Genomic DNA, 14181 nt, shown 5'->3' on the forward strand with positions numbered 1-14181 from the left:
TTTTGTCTCTGCTAACCTAGTGGTCCTAGGAAAGAAGCTAGAGGCATTAGGAGAGTGGATGGCGCGAGCGGGGCTGACGGCCGAGCGCATCACGCGGGCGGCGGCCGACCTGGCCGACGAGGTCGGCTTCGACAACGTCACCGTGTCGGCGCTGGCCCGGCACTTCGGCGTCAAGGACGCGAGCCTCTACTCGCACGTCAAGAACCTGCGCGACCTGCGCACCCGGGTCGCGGCGCTCGCCGCCGGCGAGATGGTGGACCTCATCGCGGCGGCCGTCGCCGGGCGGTCCGGCAAGGACGCGCTGGCCGCCTTCGCCGGCGCCTACCGCTCGTACGCCCTGCGCCACCCCGGCCGCTACGCCGCCACCCAGAGCAAGGTGGACCTCGCGCAGGTCGCCGACCTGGCGCCCTTCCTGCGCACCAGCGAGCTGACGTACGGCATGCTACGCGCCTACGACCTCGCCGAGCCCGACCTCACCGACGCCGTGCGGCTGCTGCGCAGCACCTTCCACGGCTACACCAGCCTGGAGGCCGCGGGCGGCTTCCAGCACACCCGGGACGTGGACGCGTCCTGGGACCAGGCGATCGAGGCCCTGCACGTGCTGCTGACGCACTGGCCCAGGGCGGACGAGGAGGAACGATGAAGACCGGCACGCTGCGCGTCCCCGGCGCCGAGCTGTTCCACGAGGTGCGCGGCACGGGCCCGATGCTGCTGCTGGTGCCGGGCGGGGGCGGCGACGCGGGCACCTTCGACGGCATCGCCGACGTGCTCGCCCGCGACTTCACCGTGGTCGCCGCCGACCCGCGCGGCTACTCACGCAGCCGGCTCGACAGCCCCGAGCCCGTGGACCAGCGGGTGGAGACGCAGAGCGACGACTGCGCCAGGCTCATCGACCACCTGGGCGGCGGCAGCGCGTACGTCTTCGGCGGCAGCGACGGCGCGATCGTCGTGCTCGACCTGCTCGCCCGCCATCCCGGGCGGGTGCGGCGGGCCGTGGCGCACGAGCCGCCGTGCGTGGCGGTGCTGCCGGACGCCGCCGAGCAACTGGGGTTCTTCGGCAAGGTGTACGAGATCTACCGGGCCGAAGGGCTTGCCGCGGCGGGGGCGTACATGAGCGAGGGCATCGGCGGCACGCTCAGGCCGCTGCCCGACCCGGCGACGCTGCCGCCCCGGGCCGCCGAGCGGGTGACCAGGACGGTGGCGAACCTGCCGCGGTTCATGGAGCACGAGCTGCGCCAGTTCACCGCGTACGAGCCCGACCTGGAGGCACTGGCGGCCGTCGCCGACCGGCTGGTCCTGGCGGCCGGGCGGGAGACGCGGGGGCATCTGCCGCACCGGCCGGCGGCGGAGCTGGCCCGGCGGCTCGGGCGCGAGCTGACCGAGTTCCCCGGCGGGCACGGCGGCTACACCGAGGCGCCCGAGGAGTTCGCCGAGCTGCTGGCGCGTACGCTGCGGGGCTGAGCCGCCCTGGCATGAGCGGGACGGCCGGTCGTCAGCACGGGGCTCAGCCCGCCAGGACGCCCAGGAGGTGGCTGACCTCGCGGGTCACCGCGTCGCGGCCGGCTCGGACGTACTTGCGGGGATCGACCACCCGCTCGTCGCCGCCGAGGTAGTCGCGGATCGCGCCGGTGAACGCCTTGTTCAGGTGGGTGGCGATGTTGATCTTCTTCATGCCGTGCCGTACGGCGGCGCGCAGGGTGTCGTCGGGCACGCCCGACGAGCCGTGCAGCACCAGCGGCACCGGCACCGCCGCGCGCAGCTCCGCGATGAGGGCGAGGTCCAGCTCGGCGGACTTGGTGGTCATGGCGTGGGAGGTGCCGACGGCCACGGCGAGCGCGTCCACGCCGGTGCGCGCGACGTAGTCGACGGCCTCGTGCGGCTTGGTGCGCACGCCGGGCGCGTGCACGCCGTCCTTGCCGCCGACCTCGCCCAGCTCGGCCTCCACCCACACGCCGCGCCCGTGGCACCAGGCCGCCACCTCGGCCGTGGTGCGGACGTTGTCCTCGTCGGGCAGGGCGGAGGCGTCGTACATGACCGAGCCCAGGCCCAGCTCCACCGCCTCCTCCACGAGCGCGCGGCCGGTGGCGTGGTCGAGGTGCACGGCGACCGGCACCGCGGCGCGGCGGGCCACCGCGAGCGCGCCCAGCGCGATCGGCTCCAGCGCCCCGTGGTAGCGGACGCAGTTCTCGCTGATCTGCAGCACGACCGGCAGGCCCAGGGCCTCGGCCCCGGCGACGATGGCGGTGGCGTGCTCAAGCTGGATCACGTTGAAGGCACCCACCCCCGCGGGGGACTGACGGACGATGTCGCCGATGGCGGCGAGGGGCATGGTCGCTCCTTACGTGATGACGATCCGGGGAAGGACGGCGGCGTAGACGTCGCGGTCGAAGTCGCCGGCCACCGGGGCGGCCACCGCGGCCGCGCCGAGCGCCGCCGCCCGCCGCAGCCGCTCCGGCCACGGGGTTCCCTCGGCCAGGCCGAGCGCCAGCCCGGCGACCAGCGAGTCGCCCGCGCCGGTGGGGTTGCCGCGCACGGCGTAGGGCATGCGGGCCCGGAACGTTCCCTCGCCGGTGACGGCGAGCAGCCCGCCCGCGCCCAGGGAGACCACGACCGACTCGGCGCCCTGGTCGCGGAGCGCCCGCGCGCCCTCCTCGGGGGCGCCGGGCACGGCCCTCGCCAGCTCCTCCGCGTTGGGCTTGACGACCGTGGGCCGGCCCCGGGGGGCGTGGCGCAGCGGGTCGCCGTCGGCGTCCACGATGACCGGCGCGGGGGTGAGGCCGCTGAGCGTGGCGTAGAAGTCGGCGGGGACGCCGCGCGGCAGGCTGCCCGAGAGCACCACCACCTCGGCGCGGCCGGCCAGCGCCGCGTAGTGCCGGGTGAACGCCGCCAGCTCCTCGCCCGTGACCTCGGGGCCGGGCTCGTTGAACAGCGTCGTCGCCGGCCGCTCGCCGGTCTCGGAGACCGCGAGCGTGGTGCGGGAGTCGCCCTCGACGGCGAAGACCGCGCTCGGCAGCTCCGCCGCCGCCAGGTCGTCCTCGATCGCCTGCCCGGTCGGGCCGCCGGCCAGGCCGGTGACCAGGACCTCCCGGCCGAGCGCGGTCAGTACGCGGGCCACGTTGACGCCCTTGCCGCCCGCGCGCCGGTGTACGGCTCCCACCCGGTTGACGCCGTCCCATTCGACGGCGGGCACCTGGTAGGTCACATCGAGCGCCATGTTGAGCGTCACCGTGAGGATCAACAGGGCTCCGTGATCCAGGCGCCGTCCTTCATGACGGCGTCCACCTCAAGGTCGGGGGAGAGCACGACCAGGTCGGCGGCCTTGCCGGCGGCGATCGAGCCGATGCTGCCGGTCAGGCCGAGCACCCGGGCGGGCGTCAGCGAGGTCACCTGGACCGCGTCGGGCAGCGACAGGCCGAGCTCGCGCACGGCCCGGCGGAAGGCGACGTCCATGGTGAGCGTGGAGCCCGCGATCGAGCCGCCCTCGACGAGCCTCGCCACGCCGTCGTCGACCCGTACGCGCATGGAGCCGAGCTGGTAGGCGCCGTCGCCGAGCCCGGCGGCCGACATGGCGTCGGTGACGAGCACCGTGCGGCCGGGCCCGGCCACCTCGTACGCCAGCCGCAGCATGGCCGGATGCACGTGCACGCCGTCGTTGATCAGCTCGACCGTGACCCGCTCGTCGTCGAGCAGGGCCGCGATGGGGCCGGGCGCGCGGTGCCCGAGCTGCGGCATGGCGTTGTAGAGGTGGGTGGCGAGGCTCGCGCCCGCGTCGATGCCGGCGATGGTGCGGTCGTAGTCGGCCTCGGTGTGGCCGATGGCGGCGATCACGCCTTCGGCCGCGGCCAGCCGGATCGTGTCGAGCGCCCCGGGCAGCTCGGGCGCGATGGTGAGCATGCGGACGTGCCCGCGCCCGGCCTTGACCAGCCCGGCGAACTCCTGCGGCGACGGCTCGCGCAGCAGCGCCGGGTCGTGCGCGCCGCAGCGGCCGCGCGCGATGTAGGGGCCCTCGAAGTGGATGCCGGCCAGCAGCCCTTCCTCGCAGAGCTCGGCCAGCGCCGCCGCGGCCCTCGCCAGCCTCTCGGGGGCGTCGCTGACCAGGCTCGCCATCGTGGTCGTGGTGCCGTGGCGCCGGTGCAGCGCCACGGCCGTGCGCGCCTCGTCGAGGTCGCCGGTGGGGAAGGAGCCGCCCGCGCCCCCATGGTTGTGCACGTCGACGAAGCCGGGCACGACGTGCCGGCCGCCCAGGGCGAGGCCGGGGCCGGGGGCGCTGCCCTGGCCGACGTGCGTGATCCGGCCGTCTTCGATGGTCAGCCACCCCTCGTGCACTCCCTCGGGGGTCACGATCCGGGCGTCGGCGAGAGTAAGGCTCATGGAGAAAGGATCACAGATCGCGTGAGGTGCATGGGCTCGTCGGGGTTGAGCCCGCGCGCGAAGGCGCGGGCGACGGCCACCCGCTGGGCGCGGATCAGCTCGGCCATCGGGTCGAGGCCGCTCTCGACGAACGTGGCGCCGGTCCGCTCGACCTGCGCGCGCAGGCCCTCGGGGGCCTCGCCGAGCATCCAGGTGACGCGGCCGGGCGCGCCGATGCTGATCGGGCCGTGCCGGTATTCCATGGCCGGGTACGCCTCCGTCCACGACCGGGACGCCTCGCGCATCTTCAGCGCCGCCTCCTGTGCCAGCCCGACCGTCCAGCCCGCGCCGAGGAAGCTGAACTGCTCGGCCTCCACCAGCTCGGCGGGCAGGGGGGCGGCCACGGCCTCCTCGGCGTCGGCGACGGCCCGCGTCAGGTCCTCGCCGAGGCTCGCGCGCAGCAGCGCGAGCTGCGTGGTGGCGAACCTGGTCTGCACGACGGACCGCTCGTCGGCGTAGTCGAGCACGACGACGTCGCCGGCCGCCTCCATGATCGGCGTCTTCGGGTCGGCGGTGATGGCCGTGGCCCTCGTGCTGACGCGGCCCAGCAGGTCGAGCACCTCGGTGGTGGTGCCGGAGCGGGTGAGCGCGAGCACCCGGTCGTAGGCGCGGCCGATCGGGAACTCGGAGGCCGCGAAGGCGTCGGTCTCGCCGTGCCCGGCGCGCTCGCGGAGCGTGGCGTAGGCCATCGCGATGAACCACGAGGTGCCGCAGCCGACCACGGCGACCCGCTCGCCCTCGCGCGGCAGCGCGTCCACGGGGACGCTGGCGACGGCGCGCCGCCAGCACTCCGGCTGGGACGCGATCTCGGCTTCGGTGTGGGTGGTCACCCAGCCTCCCCAGGATTGATTGTTTCTGCATCTTTTATAGCAGGAAAGTGCAAGATTGGGCAGTGGTGGCTCCACCCCTCCCGGTGTGCCACGCTTGCTGGCGGACCACATCCGTTAGGAGGCCACGTGTCCCGCTACGACCGCTGGAACGCCATCCTCGAACTGCTCGCCCAGGAGGGGCGGCTGACGGTCGAGGAGGCGGCCCAGGCGCTCGAGGTGTCCACCGCGACCATCCGGCGGGACTTCGACCAGCTCGCGCAGCAGCAGATGCTCATGCGTACGCGGGGCGGCGCGGTCGCCCAGAGCGTCAGCTACGACCTCCCGCTGCGCTACAAGACCGCCCGGCACGCCGACCAGAAGACCCGCATCGCCACCGCCGCGGCCGAGCTGGTCCAGCCAGGCGCGGTGGTCGGGCTCAACGGCGGCACCACCACCTCCGAGCTGGCCCGCACCCTGGCGACCCGGCCCGCGCTGGAGAGCGGCTTCACGGTCGTCACCAACGCGCTCAACATCGCCGCCGAGCTGACCGTCCGCCAGCACGTCAAGATCGTGGTCACCGGCGGGGTGGCCAGGCAGCAGTCGTACGAGCTGATCGGCCCGCTCGCCTCCGGCGTCCTGGAGCAGGTGACGCTGGACATCGCCTTCCTCGGCGTGGACGGCCTCGACGTCGAGCTGGGCGCGTCCGCGCACCACGAGGGCGAGGCCAGCGTCAACAACCTGCTGATCAGCCGGGCCGCGCAGGTCGTCGTGGTGGCCGACTCCTCCAAGATCGGCAAGCGGGCGTTCTCCCGCATCTGCCCCATCGCCAGGATCGACACGCTGGTCACCGACGACCGGCTCTCCGACGAGCTGGCCGGCGCGCTCAGCGACGCCGGGGTGAAGGTCGTGCGCGCCTGAGGCTTATCTGTGGGTATGTAGGGGCTCAGGACGCTATCAGGGAGTGTTATGGCCTCGGGGATGGGTGCGGCCAGGCTCGGTCCAGCCGAGCGCGCCGCGGCGCTGGAGCGGATGGCCGCGCGGGAGCTGGACGTGGTCGTGGTCGGTGGCGGAGTGGTGGGGGCGGGGGTCGCGCTCGACGCGGTGACCCGGGGGCTGGACACCGGCCTCGTGGAGGCGCGGGACTTCGCCTCCGGCACCTCGTCCCGGTCCTCCAAGCTCATCCACGGCGGCCTGCGCTATCTGGAACAGCTGAACTTCGACCTGGTGCGCGAGGCGTTGCGGGAGCGCTCGCTGCTGCTCCAGCGCATCGCGCCGCACCTGGTCAGGCCGGTGCCGTTCCTGTTCCCGCTGACGCACCACGTGTGGGAGCGGCCGTACGTGGGCGCGGGCGTGGCGCTGTACGACACGCTCGGCTTCGCCTCGGGCCTGACCCGCGGCGTCCCCGGCCACCGGCACCTGTCGCGCTCACGGGCGCTCCGGCTGGCCCCGGCGCTGAAGAAGTCCGCCTTCACCGGCGCGGTCCAGTACTGGGACGCCCAGGTCGACGACGCCCGCTACGTGATGATGATGCTGCGCACGGCGGCCACGTACGGCGCGCACGTCGCCCCCCGCACCCAGGTCGTCGGCTTCCTGCGCGAGGGCGAGCGGGTCACCGGCGTGCGCGTGCGCGACCTGGAGTCCGGCGCCGAGCTGGAGATCAGGGCCCAGCAGGTGGTCAACGCGACCGGCGTGTGGACCGACGACATCCAGGAGCTGGTGGGCGGGCGCGGCCAGATCCACGTCCGCGCGTCGAAGGGCATCCATCTGGTGGTGCCGCGCGACCGCATCCACTCGCTGACCGGGATCATCCTGCGGACCGAGAAGTCGGTGCTGTTCGTCATCCCGTGGGGCCGCCACTGGATCGTCGGCACCACCGACACCCGCTGGACGCTCGACAAGTCGCACCCCGCCGCCTCCCGCGCCGACATCGACTACCTGCTCGACCACGTCAACGAGGTGCTGTCGACGCCACTGACCCGCGACGACGTCGAGGGCGTCTACGCCGGGCTGCGCCCGCTGCTGTCGGGCGAGTCCGACGAGACGTCCAAGCTGTCGCGCGAGCACGTCGTCGCCCATCCGGTGCCGGGGCTGGTGATGATCGCCGGCGGCAAGTACACCACCTACCGGGTGATGGCCTGCGACGCCGTGGACGCCGTCGCCCACGGCCTGGACCAGCGGGTGCCGCCGTCGTGCACCGACCGCATCCCGCTGGTCGGCGCCGAGGGCTACCAGGCGCTGTGGAACTCCCGGCACCGCCTCGCCCATTCCTCCGGCCTGCACGTGGCGCGGATCGAGCACCTGCTCCAGCGCTACGGCTCGCTCATCGACGAGGTGCTGGAGCTGATCGAGCGGGACCCGTCGCTGGGCCGGCCGCTGACCAAGGCCGACGACTACCTGCGGGCCGAGATCGTGTACGCCGCCACGCACGAGGGCGCCCGGCATCTCAACGACGTGCTGACCCGGCGCACCCGCATCTCGATCGAGACCTTCCACCGCGGCCAGGCGGTGGCGCAGGAGGCCGCCGAGCTGCTGGCCGGCCCGCTCGGCTGGAACGACGAGCAGGTCAAACGGGAGGTCGAGTACTTCACCAAACGCGTCGAGGCCGAGCGCCGCTCCCAGGAGCAGGACTCCGACCAGGAGGCGGACGCGATCCGGCTGGGCGCGCCGGAGATCGTCCCCGTCGTGGTCCCGGAGCGGGCATGAGCGGCGGCGAGCCGTCGGGGCGGCTCTCCGACCCCCGGGAGCTGCTGGAGGGCTACCTCGACCACTACCGCGCCGAGGTCCTGCGGCTGCTGGAGGGGTTCCCCGAGCCCGAGGTGAGCCGGGTGCCGTCCGGCTGGACGCCGGTGGCGATGCTCAAGCACCTGGCGTCCATGGAGCGGCGCTGGTTCGTGTGGGACCACGCGGGCGAGCCGCTGGACGATCCCGACGACGACCGCGACGAGTCCGGCGCCCTCAGGACCGACGAGTCGTTCGCCGAGGTCAAGGCGTTCTACCTGGCGCAGTGCGAGCGTTCGCGCCAGGTGGTGGCCGAGGGGCGGCTGACGGACCGGGCCGCCCGGATCGGGCGCTTCCGCGAGGAGGAGCCGCCGACGCTGGGGTGGATCATGTTCCACGTGCTGGAGGAGTACATGCGGCACGCCGGGCACCTCGACATCGCCCGCGAGCTGGCCGAGGCGGCGGAGCGGGCGGCCCCGGGGGCCGCCCGCTGAGAGAAGGGATCAGTACTTCGTCGCGTCGTGCACGTCGAGCAGCGGCTCCTTGACGCCGTCGCCCGAGTCGTCGGTCCAGTTGAAGTTGCCGGTCGAGATCAGCGTGCTGCGCACGGCCAGCGCGCCGGCCCTGGTGGTGGGCTTGCGGGTGCCCGCGGTGAGGATGCCGGCCGCGCCGGCCACGTGCGGGCTGGCCATCGAGGTGCCGCTGATCGTGTTGTAGCCGCCGTTGCGCCAGGTCGAGTAGATGCAGGTGCCGGGCGCGGTGATCTCGACGGTGGAGCCGTAGTTGGAGTAGAACGCCGAGGTGTCGTCCTGGTCGGTCTCGCTGCGGCACGACAGGGTGCTGCCGCCGGCGCCGCCGGGCAGGCCGTCGTTGTCGGTCAGCGCCGAGACGGTGACTACGTCGGCGTGGTTGGCCGGGAAGAAGCTGGAGGTGTTGGCGTGGCTGTTGCCGGCCGCCACGACGACCACGATGCCGGCGTTGGTGGCGTTCGTGATCGCGTTGCTGATCGCGCTGCTGGAGCAGCCGCTGCAGCCGAGGCTCAGGTTGATGACCTCGATGGTGGACGCGCGGGCCACCACCCAGTTGATGCCCGCGGCGATGGCCGACAGGGTGCCGGAGCCGGAGGAGTTCAGCACCTTCACGGCGTGGATGCGGGCGCCGGGGGCGACGCCGACCGGGCCGATGGTGTTGTCGAGGGCGCCGACCGTGCCGGCGACGTGGGAGCCGTGGCCGTTGTCGTCGGTGCCGGAGTTGTTGACGCAGGCGCCCGTCTGGCAGTTGGTGCGGGCCACCACGTTGAGGTCGGGGTGGGTGTAGTCCACGCCGGTGTCGATGACCGCGACGTCGGTGTCGATGCGGACGTCGTCCACGCCGTCGATGTCGAGGTTGGGGTTGCTGGGGCCGAAGATCCGCCGCACGCCCGTGGGGACGGTCTGGACGAAGGCGTGGACCTCGGCGTCGGGCTCCACGGTGAGCACGTTGGGGTTCTTCTTGAGCCGCTCGGCGGCCTCGGCGGTGAGCCGGGCGGTGTAGCCCTTGAAGGCGTGCTCGTACACGCCGATGAGGCTGCCGCCGTACTGGGCGGTCTGGGAGGCGGCGAGACTCTGCGGCGCCTCCCTGGTGATCGGCCGGAGCTGGACGATGTACGTGCCCTCGTCGGCGGCCGCGCCGGATGTGACGGCGGCCGAGGCGCCGAGCGGCGTCAGGGGTAACGCCAGCGCACCGACGAGCAATGCGAGCAGGGGGGTGAGTGATCGCATGGCAGCGTGAGCCCTTTCTCGATGAAGATCGGACAGGTTGCTGTCAGCAAAAATTTCACGACTTGTCGGGTAAGTCCATACAAAAGACGCCAGTTAACTACTAACCGGTATCTTTTGCTTGCTTAACGGAATGAGATCCACGCTTGTGAGGAGAGGGTCGCCGCGTCGTTGACCTGCAACCCCTCCTGCGACAGCGTCCAGACCGAGGATCCGATGACGATCGACCGTTGGATGCCGGGCTGGTATGGCTGGTCGCCGCCCTGCTGCCGATGCGCGGGATGCCGGATCATGCCCAGCTTCGACACCCCGGAGTCGTCGATCCTCAGCACCAGCGCGCCCGACCCGTCCTGCTGGTAGAGGGGGATCACCGACAGGCCCGTCTTCGGCCAGTACAGGAACGCGTGCGGGTCCCACTCGGCCTCCGAGCCCGACTCCTTCTGGAAGAACCGCGACAGCCGGCGCGGCGCGGCCGGATCGCTGACGTCGAACAGCGAGATCTGCGTGCCCAGCGTCCGGCCCTTGTCGCTGGCCTCCTGGCCGATCCCGATCAGCCGGCCCTCGGCCCCCGGATGCAGGTACGCGGAGTAGCCGGTGATCTTCAGCTCCCCGGTCACCCGGGGCCGCGCGGGATCGCGCAGGTCCAGCGTGTAGAGCGGGTCCACCTGGCGGAAGGTGACGCAGTAGCCGACCGGGCCGATGAAGCGCACCGAGTAGATCCGCTCGCCCTTGCCGAGGCCGCCGACCTCGCCGGTCCTCGCCAGCGTGCGGGCGTCGAGCACGTGGACGGTGCTGGAGCTCTCGCGGCCGTCGGCGGAGACGATCGTGGTGGCGGCCCGCAGGTGGCCGTCGTACTCCGACAGCGAGTACTGGTTCAGCAGGCGGCCGGCGACCTTGCCCGAGGCCACGTACGACGGCGGGCCCGGCGAGCCGACGTCGAAGCGGTGGATCTCGGTCTCCTCCGGCGGCGCGGTCGGCGTCGGGGCCGGCTCAGTGGGGGCCGGCTCGGTGGGGGTCGGTTCTGCGGCCGGGGCCTCGCCCGTGGCCGGGGTCTCCTCGACCGGCATCGGGGCCAGGGGCCACCACCAGCGCGGGTTGCTGGCGACGTACAGGCTGGTGCCGGTGCCATAGACGATGTCGCCGTCGGCGGCCAGGGCGATCGGGTCGGTGCCGGCGGCGGTGAGGCCCTGGGCCAGGTCGAGGGTGTGGAGGGTCAGCAGCGACGTCCCGGTGTAGTCGGCCGGGTGGCTGATTCGCTCGCACGGGACCGAGCTGTCGGTGACCTTGCCCGCGGCGTCGGTGACCTGGAGCTTCGGCAGCCAGGCGTCGAGCGGCGCGCGGCGGACCGTCTCCTGGTTGCGCTTGAGCCGCTCGGCCTCCGTCGCGTTCTCGGCCTGCGGGAACTCGATCTGCGGCTGGCTGCGGGTGACGATCCGGACGGTCGAGCCGACCATGCGGGCGTCCACGTACGTGCCCGACGGCTTGACCGTGCCGATGACCTTCGGCCCGGCCAGGTCCACGAGCACGTAGCGGGTGTCGCCCATCGGGACCATGCGGGTGCTCTTGACCATGACGTCGCCGTAGCCGCGGAACAGCACGAGCGCCCGGTCGCCGGCCATCAGCAGGTCGGCTGGGGCGTAGGAGGGCTGGTCGTCCTCCGTCAGCCGGAGCGAGCCCGTCACCTCGCGGGTGGCGGTGTCGATGATCCGCAGGGTGCCGTTCGTGACGGTCACGACCCGGTCGCCGTCGGTCTTGACCAGGTCGGGCTCGTCCACGCCGGCCTCGTGCACGTTCGTGGTGGAGTGCTCGGGCGTGCTCTGCTTCGCGGTGGACGACGCCGTGTCCGCGCGCTCCATCATCATGGGCATCACGCCGCCCAGCCCCCAGGGGGACACGTTGGCGGCCGCGTGCTCGCGCAGGCCCGCCAGCAGGTCGTCGCAGCCGCTGTAGGACACCAGGCGGATCGCGCCCAGCGACGACGGCTTCTGACGGCCCTGCGGCTCGTCCGCGGCCTTCCCCGTGGGGGAGGTGCAGGACGCCACCGCCGCCAGCGCGGCGACGGTCGCGACCGTACGGATCAACGTTCTCATGCCCCTATCACGGCCCGCGGGCGCGGGCGGTTCAGGAGCGCTGCTGCGGATTGGCGGTGAACGCCGGGCTGAAGTCGAGGTCGTCGGGCACGTCGAGCAGCTTGCGCACCAGCTTCCCGGTGAAGTCGATCACCTGGATCTCGTCGACGTCGTTGTTGTCCTGCTCCCAGCAGTAGAGGTGGCTCTCGTCGTAGAAGCCGAGCACCTTGTCGCAGTCGGAGCCGAACTTGCGCACCCGCTCGCCGGTCGTGGTGTCCCAGACGCAGTGGTCGCCGTCGCCGCCGTTGGGGCAGTTGGTGACGAACGTCTTGCCGGAGGGCGAGAAGAGGTCCTGGGTGCCGGCCGACAGGGTGCCGATGCCGGGCAGCGAGCGGGCCGCCTTGCCCTGGGCGTCGAAGAAGCGCAGGCCGCGGTTCTTCTCGTCGCCGTAGACGTTGACCGCGCCCTCGTCCTTGTCGTCGAAGCCGAAGGCGGTGTCGCGGACCGCGGTGTCGCTCACGTTGACCACGTCGGCCTTCTTGGCGTTCACGTCCACGAGGACGAAGCCGAGGTAGACCCACTTGTCCTCGCCGGTCTTGCGCTCGATGTTGAGCAGGATCCTCGCGCTGTCCTTCGACCAGCCACGGATGCTGCTGATCAGCGGGGACTTGACGGTCTTGATCGTCGAGCGGTCGCCGGTCGTGCGGTCGGTGACGACGATGAAGTCATGGTTGTCGGAGCTGTAGTCGCGGCCCCGGGTGGCGAGGTAGCGGCCGTCGGGGGAGACCCTGGACTCCCAGTTGCCGGCGTACTTGGTGAACGACGTGCCCTGGAGCGAGCCGCGCGCGTAGTCGGTCCAGTCCTCCTTCTTCTTGTCGTAGACCTCGTAGGAGGTCAGGAGGACGGCGTCGGAGGGGGTCTCGTAGAGGTGGATGGCGCCGCCGGGGAGCGTCCTGCGCCGGCCCTCGCGCGGGACGCCGGTCTGCTGGGGCGGGGACGGCGACGTGCTCTCCTGGGGGCTGGTGCTCGCGGCGGGGGTGCCCGACGAGGCGACCTTGGCGCCGCCGTTCGACTTGTCCAGGGCGACGATCACGATCACGCCCGCGAGCAGCAGTAACGCCACGCCCGAGGCGATGCCGGCGATCAGCGGGCCGCGGCTCTTGCGGCGGGGGCGCGGCTGGCCGTACATGCCGGGGTAGGTCGCCTGGCCGTACGGCGGGGCCGGCTGGTGCGGGGGCTGCCACTGCTGCGACACGGGCGGCGGGACGTGGCCCGCGTGGGCGACCGGCTGCGGCCCCGACTGCGGGTACGGCACCGGCCCCGACGCCGGACCACCCGGATGCGGACCGGACGGTGGACCTCCCGGGTACGAGCCGGAGGGCGGGCCTCCCGGATGCGAGCCGGAGGGCGGGCCGGAGGGCGGGCCTCCCGGGTGCGAGCCGGAGGGCGGGCCGCCGGGCTGCGGGCCCGAGGGCCGGCCGGGCGGCGGGTAGGCGGCCGGAGTGCCGTGCTGCGGGGCCGGCGGGCCGGCCGGGCTCTGGGGCGCGGCCTCGGCGGCGGCCTGGGCGAGGATGCCCGAGCCGGCCGCCGGGTGCTGGAGCAGACGCATGATCACCTGCTCGGCGGTGGGCCGCTGGGCGGGATCCTTGTTGAGGCAGTCGGTGACCACGTCGAGCAGCTGGCCCTCCAGCACGCCGAGGTCGGGCTGCTGGTTGAGCACGCGGTTGATCACCGCGGGCATGGTGTCGCTGCCGAACGGCGCCCGCCCCGACGCCGCGTACACCATCGCGCTGCCCCAGGCGAACATGTCGGCCGCCGGCCCGACGGTGTGCCCCATGATCTGCTCGGGCGGCATGTACGACGGCGTGCCCACGACCATGCTGCTGATGGTCGAGGTGGCGTCGAGCGCGCGGGCGATGCCGAAGTCGATGACCCGTGGCCCGTCGGCGCCGATGATCACGTTGGCGGGCTTGAAGTCGCGGTGCACGATGCCGGCCTGGTGGATGGCGGCCAGGGCGGTGGCCGTGCCGATGGCCAGCCGGTGCAGCACCGACCCGGTGCGCGGTCCCTCCTCCTGGACCACGCGGTGCAGGGAGGGGCCTTCGATGTACTCGCTGATGATGTAGGGGCGGTCCTGCTCCACGCCGGTGCCGAGGACGGCGGCCGTGCAGAACGGCGCCACCTGCTGGGCCACCTGCACCTCGCGCAGGAACCGTTCGACGCTGACGGCGTCGCCCGCCTGGTCGGGGCGCAGCCATTTGACGGCCACGTGGGTGCCCGACGGGTCCTTGGCGAGGTAGACGACGCCTTGACCACCCTCGCCGAGTCGGCCGAGGAGATCCAGGCCCGCCAGCCGCTGCGGATCTCCTGGGCGTAGCGGAGCGAAGGATGCCATGTGGTGATTCTTGCGCTACCACG

12 protein-coding genes are annotated in these 14181 nt (G+C 72.8%); 5 read left to right on the top strand and 7 right to left on the bottom strand.

All coding sequences use genetic code 11. The features are described 5' to 3' along the window. The first annotated feature begins 58 nt into the window (after positions 1 to 58). Both Nocox_RS04640 and Nocox_RS04645 read left to right on the top strand, forming a co-directional pair. Entirely contained in the window at positions 59 to 643 is a 585-nt protein-coding gene (locus tag Nocox_RS04640) for a TetR/AcrR family transcriptional regulator (RefSeq protein WP_020542243.1), read from the top strand. Beyond that, a complete protein-coding gene (locus tag Nocox_RS04645; protein WP_020542242.1) occupies positions 640 to 1461 on the top strand; it encodes an alpha/beta fold hydrolase in 822 nt (273 codons plus the stop codon). The genes Nocox_RS04640 and Nocox_RS04645 overlap by 4 nt, the downstream gene beginning before the upstream one ends. 43 nt (positions 1462 to 1504) lie before the next feature. Here the strand turns inward: Nocox_RS04645 and Nocox_RS04650 are convergent, their stop codons facing one another. Genes Nocox_RS04650 through Nocox_RS04665 form a run of 4 tightly spaced genes read right to left on the bottom strand, consistent with a single transcriptional unit; the run spans position 1505 to position 5240 of the window. After that, complete coding sequence (locus tag Nocox_RS04650; RefSeq protein ID WP_020542241.1) at positions 1505 to 2329, bottom strand: class II fructose-bisphosphate aldolase; 825 nt, start codon at positions 2327 to 2329, stop codon at positions 1505 to 1507. Between the two features lie 9 nt (positions 2330 to 2338). Beyond that, positions 2339 to 3238 carry a 1-phosphofructokinase family hexose kinase gene (locus Nocox_RS04655; RefSeq protein ID WP_020542240.1) on the bottom strand — a complete coding sequence of 300 codons (900 nt, stop codon included), beginning with the start codon at positions 3236 to 3238 and terminating at the stop codon, positions 2339 to 2341. Continuing rightward, positions 3235 to 4371, bottom strand: a complete 1137-nt coding sequence (gene nagA, locus Nocox_RS04660) for an N-acetylglucosamine-6-phosphate deacetylase (protein ID WP_026214145.1) — start codon at positions 4369 to 4371, stop codon at positions 3235 to 3237. Before nagA ends, Nocox_RS04655 begins: the two co-directional genes overlap by 4 nt. Beyond that, entirely contained in the window at positions 4368 to 5240 is an 873-nt protein-coding gene (locus Nocox_RS04665; protein WP_020542238.1) for an SIS domain-containing protein, read from the bottom strand. The genes nagA and Nocox_RS04665 overlap by 4 nt, the downstream gene beginning before the upstream one ends. 126 nt (positions 5241 to 5366) lie before the next feature. Here Nocox_RS04665 and Nocox_RS04670 point away from each other — a divergent pair, with 126 nt between their 5' ends. The 3 genes from Nocox_RS04670 to Nocox_RS04680 are packed head-to-tail and all read left to right on the top strand — an operon-like array spanning position 5367 to position 8431. Continuing rightward, positions 5367 to 6137, top strand: a complete 771-nt coding sequence (locus Nocox_RS04670; RefSeq protein ID WP_020542237.1) for a DeoR/GlpR family DNA-binding transcription regulator — start codon at positions 5367 to 5369, stop codon at positions 6135 to 6137. Between the two features lie 48 nt (positions 6138 to 6185). Next, on the top strand, positions 6186 to 7922 hold the full coding sequence (locus Nocox_RS04675) for a glycerol-3-phosphate dehydrogenase/oxidase (protein ID WP_157382940.1): 1737 nt from the start codon (positions 6186 to 6188) through the stop codon (positions 7920 to 7922). Beyond that, positions 7919 to 8431, top strand: a complete 513-nt coding sequence (locus tag Nocox_RS04680; RefSeq protein ID WP_020542235.1) for a mycothiol transferase — start codon at positions 7919 to 7921, stop codon at positions 8429 to 8431. The genes Nocox_RS04675 and Nocox_RS04680 overlap by 4 nt, the downstream gene beginning before the upstream one ends. 9 nt (positions 8432 to 8440) lie before the next feature. On the opposite strand, the gene Nocox_RS04685 is transcribed toward Nocox_RS04680, so the two are convergent. From Nocox_RS04685 to Nocox_RS04695, 3 genes are all read right to left on the bottom strand, one after another. Continuing rightward, on the bottom strand, positions 8441 to 9697 hold the full coding sequence (locus Nocox_RS04685) for a S8 family serine peptidase (RefSeq protein ID WP_026214144.1): 1257 nt from the start codon (positions 9695 to 9697) through the stop codon (positions 8441 to 8443). Between the two features lie 122 nt (positions 9698 to 9819). Continuing rightward, positions 9820 to 11784 carry a beta-propeller domain-containing protein gene (locus Nocox_RS04690; protein ID WP_026214143.1) on the bottom strand — a complete coding sequence of 655 codons (1965 nt, stop codon included), beginning with the start codon at positions 11782 to 11784 and terminating at the stop codon, positions 9820 to 9822. A gap of 31 nt (positions 11785 to 11815) precedes the next feature. After that, on the bottom strand, positions 11816 to 14158 hold the full coding sequence (locus tag Nocox_RS04695; RefSeq protein WP_084685490.1) for a serine/threonine-protein kinase: 2343 nt from the start codon (positions 14156 to 14158) through the stop codon (positions 11816 to 11818). Between the last annotated feature and the right edge of the window lie 23 nt (positions 14159 to 14181).

Source organism: Nonomuraea coxensis DSM 45129 (genome assembly GCF_019397265.1).
GTDB classification, from domain to species: Bacteria; Actinomycetota; Actinomycetes; order Streptosporangiales; family Streptosporangiaceae; genus Nonomuraea; species Nonomuraea coxensis.

Excerpts from the sequence above, each read along its gene's own strand:
- Nocox_RS04685 (WP_026214144.1), bottom strand. The coding sequence starts at position 9,697 with ATGCGATCACTCACCCCCCTGCTCGCATTGCTCGTCGGTGCGCTGGCG.
- Nocox_RS04650 (WP_020542241.1), bottom strand. The coding sequence starts at position 2,329 with ATGCCCCTCGCCGCCATCGGCGACATCGTCCGTCAGTCCCCCGCGGGG.
- Nocox_RS04640 (WP_020542243.1), top strand. The coding sequence starts at position 59 with ATGGCGCGAGCGGGGCTGACGGCCGAGCGCATCACGCGGGCGGCGGCC.
- Nocox_RS04680 (WP_020542235.1), top strand. The coding sequence starts at position 7,919 with ATGAGCGGCGGCGAGCCGTCGGGGCGGCTCTCCGACCCCCGGGAGCTG.
- Nocox_RS04695 (WP_084685490.1), bottom strand. The coding sequence starts at position 14,158 with ATGGCATCCTTCGCTCCGCTACGCCCAGGAGATCCGCAGCGGCTGGCG.
- Nocox_RS04675 (WP_157382940.1), top strand. The coding sequence starts at position 6,186 with ATGGCCTCGGGGATGGGTGCGGCCAGGCTCGGTCCAGCCGAGCGCGCC.
- nagA (WP_026214145.1), bottom strand. The coding sequence starts at position 4,371 with ATGAGCCTTACTCTCGCCGACGCCCGGATCGTGACCCCCGAGGGAGTG.
- Nocox_RS04645 (WP_020542242.1), top strand. The coding sequence starts at position 640 with ATGAAGACCGGCACGCTGCGCGTCCCCGGCGCCGAGCTGTTCCACGAG.
- Nocox_RS04690 (WP_026214143.1), bottom strand. The coding sequence starts at position 11,784 with ATGAGAACGTTGATCCGTACGGTCGCGACCGTCGCCGCGCTGGCGGCG.